Annotated in this window: 10 protein-coding genes and 1 pseudogene; 3 read left to right on the forward strand and 8 right to left on the reverse strand. The window is 68.0% G+C overall.

Annotated features, from left to right (window positions below; genetic code table 11):
* Positions 1-38 precede the first annotated feature (38 nt).
* The 3 genes from VS93_RS15275 to VS93_RS15285 all read left to right on the forward strand — a co-directional run bounded on the left by VS93_RS15275 (position 39) and on the right by VS93_RS15285 (position 3,916).
* On the forward strand, positions 39-980 hold the full coding sequence (locus tag VS93_RS15275; RefSeq protein ID WP_046470593.1) for a glycine betaine ABC transporter substrate-binding protein: 942 nt from the start codon (positions 39-41) through the stop codon (positions 978-980).
* Between the two features lie 796 nt (positions 981-1,776).
* Complete coding sequence (locus tag VS93_RS15280) at positions 1,777-3,432, forward strand: BCCT family transporter (RefSeq protein ID WP_394298825.1); 1,656 nt, start codon at positions 1,777-1,779, stop codon at positions 3,430-3,432.
* 64 nt (positions 3,433-3,496) lie between these two features.
* Complete coding sequence (locus tag VS93_RS15285; protein WP_046470594.1) at positions 3,497-3,916, forward strand: Hsp20/alpha crystallin family protein; 420 nt, start codon at positions 3,497-3,499, stop codon at positions 3,914-3,916.
* Positions 3,917-4,002: 86 nt separating this feature from the next.
* Here the strand turns inward: VS93_RS15285 and VS93_RS15290 are convergent.
* The 8 genes and pseudogenes from VS93_RS15290 to infB form a co-directional block, all read right to left on the reverse strand.
* Positions 4,003-5,336: pseudogene (locus VS93_RS15290) on the reverse strand (M16 family metallopeptidase).
* A gap of 100 nt (positions 5,337-5,436) precedes the next feature.
* On the reverse strand, positions 5,437-7,722 hold the full coding sequence (locus tag VS93_RS15295; RefSeq protein ID WP_046470595.1) for a polyribonucleotide nucleotidyltransferase: 2,286 nt from the start codon (positions 7,720-7,722) through the stop codon (positions 5,437-5,439).
* A 366-nt stretch (positions 7,723-8,088) separates the two neighbouring features.
* Positions 8,089-8,358: a 30S ribosomal protein S15 gene (rpsO, locus tag VS93_RS15300; RefSeq protein WP_046470596.1), complete on the reverse strand. Its 270-nt coding sequence runs from the start codon at positions 8,356-8,358 to the stop codon at positions 8,089-8,091.
* 255 nt (positions 8,359-8,613) lie between these two features.
* Entirely contained in the window at positions 8,614-9,564 is a 951-nt protein-coding gene (locus tag VS93_RS15305; protein WP_046470597.1) for a bifunctional riboflavin kinase/FAD synthetase, read from the reverse strand.
* A 102-nt stretch (positions 9,565-9,666) separates the two neighbouring features.
* A complete protein-coding gene (truB, locus tag VS93_RS15310) occupies positions 9,667-10,554 on the reverse strand; it encodes a tRNA pseudouridine(55) synthase TruB (protein WP_046470598.1) in 888 nt (295 codons plus the stop codon).
* A 37-nt stretch (positions 10,555-10,591) separates the two neighbouring features.
* Complete coding sequence (rbfA, locus tag VS93_RS15315) at positions 10,592-11,032, reverse strand: 30S ribosome-binding factor RbfA (protein ID WP_046470599.1); 441 nt, start codon at positions 11,030-11,032, stop codon at positions 10,592-10,594.
* Between the two features lie 5 nt (positions 11,033-11,037).
* Positions 11,038-11,334 (reverse strand): DUF503 domain-containing protein, encoded by a 297-nt coding sequence (locus VS93_RS15320; RefSeq protein WP_046470600.1) that lies wholly within the window; start codon positions 11,332-11,334, stop codon positions 11,038-11,040.
* Between the two features lie 124 nt (positions 11,335-11,458).
* Positions 11,459-13,405, reverse strand: a 1,947-nt coding sequence (gene infB, locus VS93_RS15325; RefSeq protein WP_052745787.1) for a translation initiation factor IF-2, incomplete at its 5' end; no start/stop codon positions are given.

The raw sequence follows: 13,405 nt of genomic DNA on the forward strand, positions 1-13,405 counted from the left end.
AGGGAAGAACAGCGAGAAGAGGAAGAGAGGGAAAGAACATGCGATCGATCAACCGTACCGCCCGGATAACGGGGTTCGCGGCCGCGGTGGCGTCGCTGGCTCTCGTGGCGAGCGCCTGCAACGGCGGGGACGGTGTGGCGACCGGCCCCGAGGAGGGCGAGGGTGAAGCGCAGTCGGTCACCATCGCCCTCATCCCATGGGACGAGAACATCGCCGTCACCAACATGTGGCAGGTGCTCCTGGAGGAGAAGGGTTACGACGTCACCGTGCAGGACGTCGACGTCGCCCCCACCTTCCAGGGCATCGCGCAGGGGGACCTCGACGTGTTCATGGACGCCTGGCTCCCCGACACGCATGGTGAGTACTGGGACCAGTACGGCGAGCAGATCGAGGATGTCGGCGTCTGGTACGAGGGTGCGACGCTGCACCTGACCGTGCCCTCCTACGTCGACGAAGTCGACTCCATCGAGGACCTCCCCGACAACGCGGACCTCTTCGACAGCCAGATCGTCGGGATCGAAGCAGGGTCGGGCCTGGTGCAGCGCACCCAGGAGGACGTCATCCCCGATTACGGACTGGACGACTACGAGCTCGTCGAGTCCTCCACACCGGCGATGCTGGCCGAGCTGGACAGCGCGATCTCCAACGAGGAGCCGATCGTCGTCACCCTGTGGCGCCCGCACATCGCCTACGTGGACTACGACCTCAAGGACCTGGAAGACCCGATGGGCGCGCTGGGTGAGGGCGAGCAGATCCACACCGTCGCCCGCGGCGGCTTCTCGGAGGACTTCCCCGAACTCAACGGGTGGCTGCAGGAGTTCACCATGTCCGAGGCGGAGCTGGAGAGCCTTGAGGAGGCCATCATCAACGAGTACTCCGACGACCAGCAGGAGGGTGCCCGCGTCTGGCTGAACGAGAACGCGGATTTCGTGAAGCGGACGCTGGGTGAAGACGCCGAGGGGCTGGACTTCAGTTCCTAGACGCGTGTCCTCCGGTAACGGGGCCCGTATCCGTGTTCGGGTGCGGGCCCGGTCCACAGGCACTTTGCCGCCGCTGATATCGGCGGCCCCAATCGAGGAACGCGCCGGCCCCTATTAGCAGGAAAACAGTGGCCGTACGTCATTGTGGCCGCCATCGGCCAATTCCGTCCCCCGCGGTGAATAGTCAACGGACTTCCGGCGGCTCTCCTTTTTTTCCGTCCGTTTTCTTCGGGAGGGAGCCGGGGAAGGGCCGGACCGCGACGGACGCCGCCGACCGCACGCCGGCAGGGGCGCATCCGGGCGGGCACCCCCGCTACCTACATAGGCCCTCTACGCAGCGGCGATGCGGAAGGCTCCCTGCCTCGTCCTTCGTATTCGCACGCCAGCTGTGACACGATACGAGGAGAGGGCCACCTGCACAACACGACCCAGGCGGCGACCAAGAGCGACTTCCCGGATACACACGGTTCCGGACGGCGGCCCTGGATAACCAAACCCCGCACAACCGGATCAATATACGATAACCAAACGGCGTTTATCCGCCGAACTTCCGCGACTTCGGGCTTAGGATCCTAATCTGAGGACTGCGATTAGCCGTACACAATTCGATATCCGGCACCCATGACGGTCCCCGGCGGGCGGCCGGCGAGCTCGCGCTTGGACGGCGCCTGATGTGCGAAGCGCTTTGACCGGCGGTCGCGGAAACCGGGACGGATGGTCCGGAGCTCGGGAAGGAGTCGTCATCAATCGGGCTAAGTCCTATATACAGGAGCATACGAATCCACCGGTCTTCTTCATCTCAGGCGCGGTCGTCCTTGCCTTCATAATCGCGGGTCTGGTGAACCCCGAGGGGTTCCAGACCGGGGCGGAGACGACGCGCGACTGGATCGGGGCGAACCTCGGATGGTTCTACGTCCTCGCGTCGACGTTCTTCTTGATCTTCGCGGTGTGGGCGATGCTCAGCCGGTTCGGGCGGATCCGGCTCGGCCCGGACTCCTCCCGGCCGGAGTTCAGCACCGGGGCCTGGTTCGCCATGCTGTTCACCGCCGGCATGGGAATCGGCCTGGTGTTCTACGGTGTCGCGGAACCCACCTTGCACATCCAGGACCCGGCCGTCGTCGCGGACCCGGAGAACCTCCAGGGCAGTGACGCCAGCAGCGCCATGCAGTACACGCTGTTCCACTGGGGCTTCCACCCCTGGGCGATCTACATCGCGCTCGGCCTGTCCCTGGGCTACTTCTGCTTCCGCAAGGGCCTGCCCATGCGGCCCGCGGCGGCCCTGTACCCACTCATCGGCAACCGCATCTACGGGTGGGTCGGCAACCTCGTCGACATCCTCGCCGTCTTCGGTACCCTCTTCGGTCTGGCCACCTCGCTGGGCCTGGGTACGCTGCACATCAACACCGGCCTGGAGAGCATGTTCGGCATTCCGAACACGCAGCTCACCCAGACCGCGATCATCTGTCTGGTCACGGCGATCGCCGTGGTCAGCGTGCTGGCGGGGATCGACAAGGGCATCCGGCGGCTGTCCGTCATCAACCTCTGGCTCGCGGCGGCCCTACTGCTGTTCCTCTTCCTTGTCGGGCCGAAGCTGTGGATGCTGAGCCTCATGGTCACCGGCACCGGCGACTACCTGCAGAACCTCGTGGACATGAGCCTGGCCTTCCCCACCGAGCAGTTCGACGCGGACCAGAACGCGTTCATGACCGCCTGGACGGTCTTCTACTGGGGCTGGTGGATCTCCTGGTCGCCCTTTGTCGGGATGTTCCTGGCCCGCATCTCCTACGGCCGCACCATCCGGCAGTTCGTCGTGGGGACGCTGTTCGCCCCGGTCGGTGTGACCATCGTCTGGTTCGGAGTCTTCGGCGGATCCGGTCTCTTCCAGGACCTGTTCCGCCCAGAGACCGAGATGATCGGCGCCGCCGAAAGCGAGGCGGAGGCGACGTACATGCTCCTCAACCAGCTTGGCCTCTCCGGTCCCGTTCTGGCTCTCCTCGCGCTCCTCGCCATCGTCGTGGTGACGCTCTTCTTCATCACCTCGTCCGACTCCGGCTCGCTGGTCGTCGACATGCTGACCAACGGCGGCGACCCGCACCCGATCAAGGTGCAGCGGGCCGGCTGGGCCATCACCGAGGGGCTGATCACGGTCGTCCTGCTGATCGTCGGCGGCCAAGCGGCGGTGCAGGGGCTCCAGGCCGCAGCCATCGTGACCGGCCTACCGTTCGCGATCGTCCTCATGTTCGTCTGCCTCGGCCTGGTGAGGGCACTGCGCGACGAGCATCCGTCTGCCTACACTCCGGTGGTGACGGTCCCCTCGGACCGTTCCAGTGCCCCGGGCGCAGTCGCCGATGCTTCAGGCGACACCGCCGTGTACACGCCGGGTCACGGCGCCGCCTCCGATTCGGGCACGCCGGCGAAGAACCCTCCGCAGGCCAACGACGGCGAACAGTGAAGGGACGGACACGACGGTGAGCACGAAGAGAAGAAGGGGTAACCCCTTCCGCGGAGTCCTGGACATGATGAGCGAGATGAACAGGATCTCCGAGACCATGACCAACCTGGAGACCGGCTCGCCGCAGTTGCGGGGGTACTCCGACGCGTGGAGTCCGACCACGGACATCCTCGCGCGTGGTCAGGACCTGATCATCCGCTGCGAGCTGCCGGGAGTGCTCCCCGAAGACTGCGAGGTGACGCTCTCGCACGGGTACCTGACGATCGCGGGCGAGCGTCGGCAGGACGACTCCGACGTCATCTACTACGCCTCCGAACGGTTCCGGGGCACCTTCCGCCGGGAGATCACCCTGCCGGAGGGCGTGGAGGACGACGACATCGAGGCGCAGATCGACGACGGGCTGCTGGAGGTCCGGGTGAAGAACGCCGCCGAGGCGTCGGGCCCGAAGCAGATCACCGTGCAGAGCAAGCGGAAGCGCCAGTAGAGGACCCGGTCACGGTTCGGCCCGGGCGGATGCTCTCCGTTCGGGCCGTTTCGTGTCGGCTCCCCGCCGCAGCGGGGCCTCCGCCTTTAGAACCGGCGCCCCTCCTCGTAGGGTCCGATCACCGCCAGGATCTCGGGGCGGCCCAGGACCTCAGCGGCGACCGCGGCCGCGTCCTCCGACGTCACGGCGTCGAACAGGGCGAGGTCGTCGTCGAGCGAGATGTGTTCCGGGTAGCCGAGTTCGTGCATCGTCAGGCGGCCCATGCGCGAGGTACTGCCTTCGCTGCCCAGCACCCAGGAGCCCCGGATCTGCCCCTTGGCTCGGGCCAGCTCCTCCTCGGTCAGTCCGTTGGCGGCGACGGCGGCCAGCTCCGCACGGCAGACCCCCAGTACTTCGTCGATCTTGTCCGGCAGGCACCCCACGTAGACCTGGAAGATCCCGGTATCGGCGTAGCTGGTGTGGTAGGCGTGCACCGCGTAGGCCAGGCCGCGCCTCTCCCGGACCTCCTGGAAGAGCCGGGAGGACATGCCTCCGCCCAGCGCGGAGGCGAGTACCCGCAGCGCGTACCAGCGCTCATCGATCCGCCGCACTCCCTCGCACCCGAGGATGAGGTGGGCCTGCTCGGTGTCCCGCGACAGCAGCCTGCTTCCCGGACGCACGGCCACCGGAGCGCCGCCGATCCGGGGAGCGCCGGGACCGAGTCGCCCGCGGTGTCGAGCAGCCCGCGAAACACCGAGCGGACTCCCGCCACCACCTCGTCGTGGTCGAGGTTGCCGGCCGCCGCGACCACCAGCTCCCCGGGGACGTAGCCGGCCCGGTACTGCTCCAGGATCCGTTCCCGGGCCAGCGCCCCGATGGTGTCGTTGGTGCCGAGGATCGGGCGTCCCAGAGCCGTGTCACCGAAGATCTGCGCGGCGAAGACGTCGTCCACCAGATCGAACGGTTCGTCCTCGTACATCGCGATCTCTTCGAGGATGACCCCGCGTTCGGTCTCCACCTCCTTCGGGTCGAGCACCGAGTTCGCCACCATGTCGCCCACGACGTCGATGGCCAGCGGCAGGTCCCGGTCCAGGACCTTCGCGTAGTAGGTGGTGGACTCCTTGGTCGTGTAGGCGTTGTGATCGGCGCCGACCCCGTCGAGCAGCGCGGAGATCCGCAGCGCGTCCCGCTCGCGGGTCCCCTTGAACAGCAGGTGTTCCAGGAAGTGCGCGGCTCCGGCGTGCTCGCTGTCCTCGTCCCGGGAACCGCTGGTGGCCGAGATTCCGAAAGCGGCCGAACGCGTTCCCGGGAGTGCTTCGGTGACAACGCGCAGACCACCGGGCAGCACGGTCCGACGCACGAGTCCCGAACCGCCGCTGGACTCCAGCAGGGTGATGGTGCTACCGGGGTCCTGCTCGGCTGCGACAGGGATTGGGCTCATTCTTCCGCTCCGGGATGGTCGTAAGGGGGTCGGCCGAGAAGGGGGGAAAGAGACGGGGCGGCCGCACCACCGCGCGACCGCCCCATCGTTTCCGGCGTGATCAGGTGTTCTCGGCCCGGGCGCCGCGGGTGCGGCGGCGGCGGCGCTCCTTGCCGCCTTCAGCCTGGGTGTCGGCCTCCTCGGCCGAGTCCTCCGCAGCCTCCTCACCGGCGGTCTCGGCTTCGACGACCTCCACCGGGACCAGGGAGAGCTTGCCGCGGTCGTCGATCTCACGGATCTCGACCTGGATCTTCTCGCCGATGCTGATGACGTCGTCGAGGTTCTCGATGCGCTTTCCGCCGTGCAGCTTGCGGATCTGCGAAATGTGCAGCAGGCCGTCCTTGCCGGGAAGCAGCGATACGAACGCGCCGAACGCCGTGGTCTTCACCACCGTGCCGAGGTAGCGGTCACCGATCTCGGGCATCGTCGGGTTGGCGATGCTGTTGACCGTGTCGCGCGCGGCCTCGGCGGACGGGCCGTCGGTGGCACCGATGTAGATGGTGCCGTCGTCCTCGATCGTGATCTCGGCGCCGGTGTCGTCCTGGATCGAATTGATCATCTTGCCCTTGGGGCCGATGACCTCGCCGATCTTGTCGACAGGCACCTTGACCGTGAGGATGCGCGGCGCGTGCGGGCTCATCTCCGCCGGACGCTCGATGGCCTCCTGCATGACCTCCAGGATGGCCAGGCGGGCGCCCCGCGCCTGCTGGAGCGCCATGCTGAGCTGCGCGGCGGGGATACCGTCGAGCTTGGTGTCGAGCTGCAGCGCGGTGATGAGCTCGCGGGTGCCGGCGACCTTGAAGTCCATGTCGCCGAACGCGTCCTCCGCGCCGAGAATGTCGGTCAGCGTGACGAACTCGTCCCCTTCGCTGATCAGGCCCATGGCGATACCGGACACCATCTCCTTGAGCGGAACGCCGGCCGACATCAGCGACATCGTCGAGGCGCAGACCGACCCCATGGAGGTGGAGCCGTTGGACCCGACGGCCTCCGACACCTGCCGGATCGCGTAGGGGAACTCCTCGCGGGACGGGAGCACCGGAATGAGCGCCCGCTCGGCGAGCGCGCCGTGGCCGATCTCGCGCCGCTTGGGCGAGCCCACGCGGCCGGTCTCACCGGTGGAGTACGGCGGGAAGTTGTAGTTGTGCATGTAGCGCTTGGTCTTCTCCGGGTTCAGAGTGTCGACCATCTGCTCCATGCGCAGCATGTTCAACGTGGTGACGCCCAGGATCTGGGTCTCCCCGCGCTCGAACAGCGCCGAGCCGTGCACCCGCGGGACCACCCCGACCTCGGCGCTGAGCTGCCGGATGTCCTTGGGACCGCGACCGTCGATGCGGATCTTGTCCCGAAGTACCCGCTCCCGCATCAGCTGCTTGGTGAGGCTCCGGAACGCCGCGGCGACCTCCTTCTCACGCCCCTCGAAGTCCTCCAGGAGCTTCTCGCCGGCCACGGCCTTGACCCGGTCGAGCTCGGACTCGCGGTCCTGCTTGTCGGCGATGGTGAGCGCCTGGGACAGTTCCTCGCGGACCGCGGTGTCGACCGCCTGGTAGACGTCGTCCTCGTAGTCGACGAAGACCGGGAACTCACCGGTCTCCTTGGCGGCCTGGTCGGCCAGCGCCTGCTGGGCCCGGCAGAGCACCTTGATGAACGGTTTGGAGGCTTCGAGCCCCTCGGCCACGGTCTGCTCGTTCGGACCGACGGCGCCGTCGGCGACGAGCTTCAGCGTGTTCAGGGTGGACTCGGCCTCGACCATCATGATCGCGACGTCGCCGTCGTCCAGCACCCGGCCGGCGACGACCATGTCGAACGTGCCGTTCTCCAGCTCGCTGTGCGTGGGGAACGCCACCCACTGCCCCTCGATCAGCGCCACGCGGACACCGCCGATGGGACCGGAGAACGGGAGCCCGGCGAGCTGGGTGGACATCGACGCCGCGTTGATCGCGACCACGTCGTATAGGTGGTCGGGGTGCAGCGCCATGATCGACTCGACGACCTGGATCTCGTTGCGCAGACCGTGCTGGAACGACGGGCGCAGCGGCCGGTCGATCAGCCGGCAGGTGAGGATGGCGTCCTCGGAGGGACGGCCCTCGCGCCGGAAGAAGGAGCCGGGAATACGCCCGGCGGCATACATCCGCTCCTCGACGTCGACTGTCAGCGGGAAGAAGTCGAGGTTCTCCTTGGGCCGCTTCGAAGCCGTGGTCGCCGACAGCACCATGGTCTCGTTGTCGAGGTAGGCGACGGCGGAGCCGGCGGCCAACCGGGCGAGGCGCCCGGTCTCGAAGCGGATGGTTCGGGTGCCGAAGCGACCGTTGTCGATCACTGCTTCGGCGGAATACGCGCCCTCCATGGGCGACCTCCTGTACGGGTCGGATACTCGAAGATCCCGCGGCCGTACCCCGGAGAAAGAGTTCGTCGTCGAGAAGTCGTCTCGACCGTCGGAGCGGCACGGGGCGTGCCCGGTGCGGCGCTCGCTGGTCCCTGACTGCCGGCCATCGATCGAAGCCCTCGGCATGCCCTGCGCGGGCGGGCCGAAGACCACTACCGAGGACCGGCCTCGACGCTTGAGCCGAGGGTGGGGTCGGGAATGCTTCAGGTTTTGGTTATATCTACCACTGTGGGCACCGGGAACGATACTCCCTGGCCACAGCGGCCATAGTAGTTCCACACTACTAAGAAAGGGAGTGGCCGCGACCACTCCCTCGCTTTACCTGGGCTAACGTCGCAGGCCGAGGCGTTCGATGAGCCTGCGGTAGCGGGTGATGTCCTGGTCCGCGATGTACTTCAGGAGCCGACGGCGGCGCCCGACCATCAGCAGCAGGCCACGGCGGCTGTGGTGGTCCTGTTTGTGCGTCTTCAGGTGCTCGGTCAACTGGGTGATCCGGTGCGTGAGCAGCGCGACCTGGACATCAGGGGAACCGGTGTCGCCTTCCTTGGTGGCGAACTCGGAGATGATCTTTTCCTTCGTGGCGGTGTCGATCGACACGGCGCTCCTTCTCGTATCGGTACGCAGGTTCGCTTGAAGCCGCCGCACACTTCCCCGCAGGGGGGCGGGTGCGGTTTCGGTGACCACGCGTACGAACAGTCACCGTAAGGGAGACCAGGCGTCCTCCCCGCGAGAGATCAGCGGGGTGCCGCGCACCTGGTCACTCGCGCCCGGTCGTCCGAAGGCGACCGGCGCACAACAGCGGCACGGGCAACGCAGTGCAGTCTACAGCAAAGAACGAGGTACCGGACGCGTTCAGGACCCGGCCAGGAGTTCCCTGGCCCGGACGACGTCGTTGCGCATCGCCTCGATCAGCTCCTCGACACCGTCGAAGCGCAGCATCGGCCGGATGCGGTTCAGGAACTCCACTCCCATCGCCTCGCCGTAGAGCTCCAGGTCGTCGCGGTCCAGGGCGTAGGCCTCGACACTGCGGGCCCCCTCCTCGAACGTGGGGTTGGTGCCCACCGAGATCGCCGCGAGCCAGGAGGACTCGGCGCCGCCGCGCGGCTCCGCCCGGAGCAGGCGGCCGGCGTAGACGCCGTCGGCCGGGATCGCGGTACCGGCCGGACAGTCGAGGTTGGCGGTGGGAAAGCCGAGCAGCTCGCGCCCCCGTGCGGCGCCGTGCACGACGACGCCGTCGACCCGGTGCGGCCGACCGAGCCCGGCGCGCGCCCGTTCCACATTCCCCTCCTCGATGCAGCGCCGGATCAGGGTGGAGGTGATGACCCCGGTGTCGGAGACCAGCCGCACGCCCTCGGCCGCGAAATCGTACTTCTCCCCGAGGGTCTGCAGCACACCGATGTCACCCGAGGCCTTGTGGCCGAAGCGGAAGTCCTCCCCCACGACGACCGCGGCGGCGCGGAGCCGGTCCACCAGTACGCGCTGTACGAACTCCTCGGCGGAGAGCCCCGACAGCTCCCGCGTGAAGGGCAGCACGCAGACGGCGCCGGCCTCGTACCGCTCCAGCAGCCGCGCCTTGCGGTCGAAAGGCGTGAGGACCGCCGGGCGCGGCAGCCCGCGCACGACGGAATCGGGGTGCGGATCGAAGGTGAGGACCACCACCGGAAGCTCCAGCTTCCGGGCCTGTTCCACGGCCCGGCTCAGGATGCTCTGATGGCCGCGGTGGACACCGTCGAAGACACCAATGGTCACAACGGACGGACCCCAGTCGTCGGGTATCTCCTCCAGTCCGCGCCAGCGCCGCACGTCGAACAGCTCCCCTCGAACGGATGCCCGGACGGGCCTTGCTTCTCGCCCCCAGGGTGCCACGTTGCGGGCTCCGCCCCGGCAGCGACTCGACCGCGCGGATCAGGCGGGATCGAAGACCACGGTCGGTTTCAGGTACCCGGGTTTCTGCTCGCCGAGTGCGACAACGGTGCCGTCGGGGGCGAACAGGCCGATCGGGCCGGGTCCCAGGTCACCCGGTGGGATGCGGTTGCCGTGCGAGATCTTGCCGGCCTCGTCGGCGCTGAGGACGCGGACCGGGAAAGCCGCCGCCACCGCCTCGGCGAGCGGCACCGCGGTGAACTTCTCGGCCAGCTCTTCGAGTGTCGCCGCCCGGGAGAGCTCGTAGGGGCCGACCCGGGTGCGGCGCAGCGCCGTGAGATGCCCGCCCACACCGAGCGCGGTCCCCAGATCCCGGGCGAGCGCCCGGATGTAGGTACCGCTGGAGCAGGTGATCCGGGCGTCGACGTCGATCAGCGCGCCGCTCTCGCCGGGAACACGGCGGATCTCCCGCACCGAGAACTCCGCCACCGTGACCTGCCGGGGGGCGAGTTCGACGTCCTCACCGGCCCGCGCCGAGGCATACGCCCGCTTTCCCCCCACCTTGATCGCGCTGACCTGAGGTGGTATCTGCGACACGGTTCCGGTCAGCGCGGCGACACCGTCGTGGATCGCCTCGTCCGCGACCTCCTCGGCGCCGGCGCCGCCCACTGTCTCGCCTTCGGCGTCGTCGGTGGTGGTGGCCAGGCCGAGCCGCATCGTGGCCTCATAGACCTTCTCGGTGAGCGCGAGGTGGCCGAGCAGCTTGGTCCCCTTCCCGATACCGAGAACGAGCACACCGGTGGCCATGGGGTCGAGCGTGCCGGCGTGGCCGACCTTGCGCGTTCCCGCGAGCCGACGCGTACGCGCGACCACATCGTGCGACGTCTGGCCCGCGGGCTTGTCGACGATGACGACGCCGCTTTCGGTCATAGGGGTGGATGCTCCTCGCATACCGGATCGCCGGGGTTCAGCCGTCCTCCTCGTCGTGCTCACGCGGTTCCTTGTAGGGATCAGGATCGCCCGCGGGCTGGGCCGTCGCGGCGGCCCGGGCCACCTCGGCGTCCGAGCTGCGCGCCTTGGCCAGCAGCTCCTCGATGTGCGCGGCGTTCCGCTGGACCTCGTCGCTCTCGAATGTGAGGCTCGGCGTGTGGCGCAGCCCCGTCTGCCTGCCGACCTCCGTCCGGATCACGCCCTTGGCGCTCTCCAGGGCGGCGGCCGTTCCCGTCTTCTCCTCGTCGCTGCCGAACACCGTGTAGTAGACCGTGGCGTCGCGCAGGTCGTTGGTGAGGCGCGCGTCGGTCACGGTGACGAAGCCCAGACGCGGGTCCTTGATACGCCGCTCCAGCATCTCCGCCACGATCTTCTGGATCCGCTCGGCGAGTTTGCGCGCGCGTGCCGCATCAACCATGAATCCTATTCTTCCTCTCGACCGAAAAGCCGGTGTCGCGCCGAGAGCAGTTCGATCTCGGGGCGCCCGGCGACCAGGCGCTCACAGTTGTTGAGCACGTCGGAACAGTGCGCTGCCGTTGATGCGACCACCGCGACACCGATCTCGCTCCGCCGGTACAACTCCTGCTCTCCGGTCTCCGCGACGGACACGGAGAACTTGCGCTGCAACTCGGCCACGATCGGCCGGACGACCGAACGTTTCTGCTTCAAGGATCGGACGTCACCGAGCAGGATGTCGAGCGTCAAGGCTCCGACGAACACGCACTCACCCCGGTTCACGCATTGGACAGTGTGGGCTGTTGGCGCCGGTGCCGCCGCGGTGCGGCGAAACCTGCCCGGACCCCGGCCAACGGGCCGGGGTCCGGGCAGGTGCGCCTATCGCCCGTCACTCACGCGGCTTCTCGCGCATCTCGTACGTCTCGATGACGTCCTCGACCCGGAGATCGTTGTAGCCGAGCCCAATGCCGCACTCGTAGCCGTCGCGGACCTCGGTGGCGTCGTCCTTGAACCGGCGCAGCGACTCCACAGTGAGGTTCTCCGAGACGACGACGCCCTCGCGGATGAGCCGCGCCTTGGCGTTGCGCCGGATGGTACCGCTGCGGACGATCGAGCCGGCGATGTTGCCGACCTTCGGAACCTTGAAGACCTCGCGGATCTCTGCGGAACCGAGCTGGACCTCCTCGTAGATGGGCTTGAGCAGCCCCTTGACCGCGGACTCGATCTCGTCGAGCGCCTGGTAGATGACCGAGTAGTACCGGATGTCCACGCCCATCCGGTCGGCGAGCTCGCTGTTCTTGCCCTCCGGCCGGACGTTGAAGCCCACGATGATCGCATCGGCGGACGCGGCCAGGTTGATGTCGTTCTGCGTGATCGCACCGACACCGCGGCCGATGACGCGGATGCCGACCTCGTCGCCTCCGGCGTCGATCTTCTGCAGGGACTCTTCCAGGGCCTCGACCGAACCGGACATGTCACCCTTGATGAGCAGGAGCAGCTCGTTGCGCTCCCCTTCCTCGAGGGTCTTCTGCCAGTTGTCGAGGGTGACCCGGCGGCTGGACCGCGCCTGCTGGGCGAACCGCTCCCGCGCCTCGCGCTGCTGGGCGATCTGGCGCGCCACCCGGTCGTCCTTGACGACCAGGAAGCTGTCGCCCGCGCTGGGCACGTTGGTCAGACCGAGCACCTGGACGGGCCGGGACGGCTCCGCCTCCTGCACGTTCTTCCCGTGCTCGTCGAGCATGGCGCGCACGCGGCCGTAGGCGTCGCCGCAGACGATCGAGTCGCCCACCTTCAGCCGGCCGCGCTGCACCAGGACCGTGGCCATGGAGCCGCGGCCGCGGTCGAGATAGGCCTCGATCGCCAGCCCCTGGGCGTCCATGTCGGGGTTGGCCCGCAGGTCCAGAGCGGCGTCGGAGGTGAGGACCACGGCTTCCAGCAGTGCGTCGAGGTTCTGGCCCCTCAGGGCGGAGATGTCGACGAACTGCACGTCGCCGCCGAGTTCCTCGGCGACCACACCGTACTCGGTGAGCTGGGCCCGCACCCGCTGCGGATCGGCGCCCTCGACGTCGATCTTGTTGACCGCCACCACGATCGGCACGTCGGCCGCCTTGGCGTGGTCGATGGCCTCGGCCGTCTGGGGCTTCACGCCGTCGTCGGCGGCGACCACCAGCACAGCGATGTCGGTCGCCTGCGCACCGCGGGCACGCATAGCGGTGAACGCCTCGTGGCCCGGGGTGTCGATGAAGGTGATCTTGCGGTCTTCCTCGTCGACCCGGGTCCCGACCTGGTAGGCACCGATGTGCTGGGTGATGCCGCCGGCCTCGCCGCTGACCACGTTGCTGTTCCGGATGGTGTCCAGCAGCTTGGTCTTACCGTGGTCGACGTGGCCCATGACGGTCACGACCGGCGGGCGCGGACGCAAGTCCTGGTCGGACCCGGTGTCCTCGCCGAACTCGATCGAGAACGACTCCAGCAGCTCGCGGTCCTCGTCCTCGGGGCTGACGACCTCGACCTTGTACTTGAGCTCCTCACCCAGCAACTGCAGGGTCTCGTCCGGCAGCGACTGGGTCGCGGTCGTCATCTCGCCCAGGTGCATCATGACCTGGACCAGGGAAGCCGGGTTGACACCGATCTTGTCGCCGAAGTCCGAGAGGGAGGCACCGCGCGACAGTCGGATCGTCTGGTTGTTCCCGCCCGGGATCTTGACACCGCCGAATGACGGCGCCTGCATGTCGTTGAACTCTTGGCGGCGCTGCTTCTTCGACTTGCGCGCGCGGCCCGGCCGACCGCCCGGACGGCCGAACGCACCCGCCGTACCGCCGCCGCGGCCACGGCC

It is taken from the genome of Allosalinactinospora lopnorensis (assembly GCF_000981225.1).
Taxonomy (GTDB): Bacteria; Actinomycetota; Actinomycetes; order Streptosporangiales; family Streptosporangiaceae; genus Allosalinactinospora; species Allosalinactinospora lopnorensis.

Excerpts from the sequence above, each read along its gene's own strand:
- rbfA (WP_046470599.1), bottom strand. The coding sequence starts at position 11,032 with ATGGTTGATGCGGCACGCGCGCGCAAACTCGCCGAGCGGATCCAGAAG.
- VS93_RS15285 (WP_046470594.1), top strand. The coding sequence starts at position 3,497 with ATGATGAGCGAGATGAACAGGATCTCCGAGACCATGACCAACCTGGAG.
- VS93_RS15295 (WP_046470595.1), bottom strand. The coding sequence starts at position 7,722 with ATGGAGGGCGCGTATTCCGCCGAAGCAGTGATCGACAACGGTCGCTTC.
- truB (WP_046470598.1), bottom strand. The coding sequence starts at position 10,554 with ATGACCGAAAGCGGCGTCGTCATCGTCGACAAGCCCGCGGGCCAGACG.
- VS93_RS15275 (WP_046470593.1), top strand. The coding sequence starts at position 39 with ATGCGATCGATCAACCGTACCGCCCGGATAACGGGGTTCGCGGCCGCG.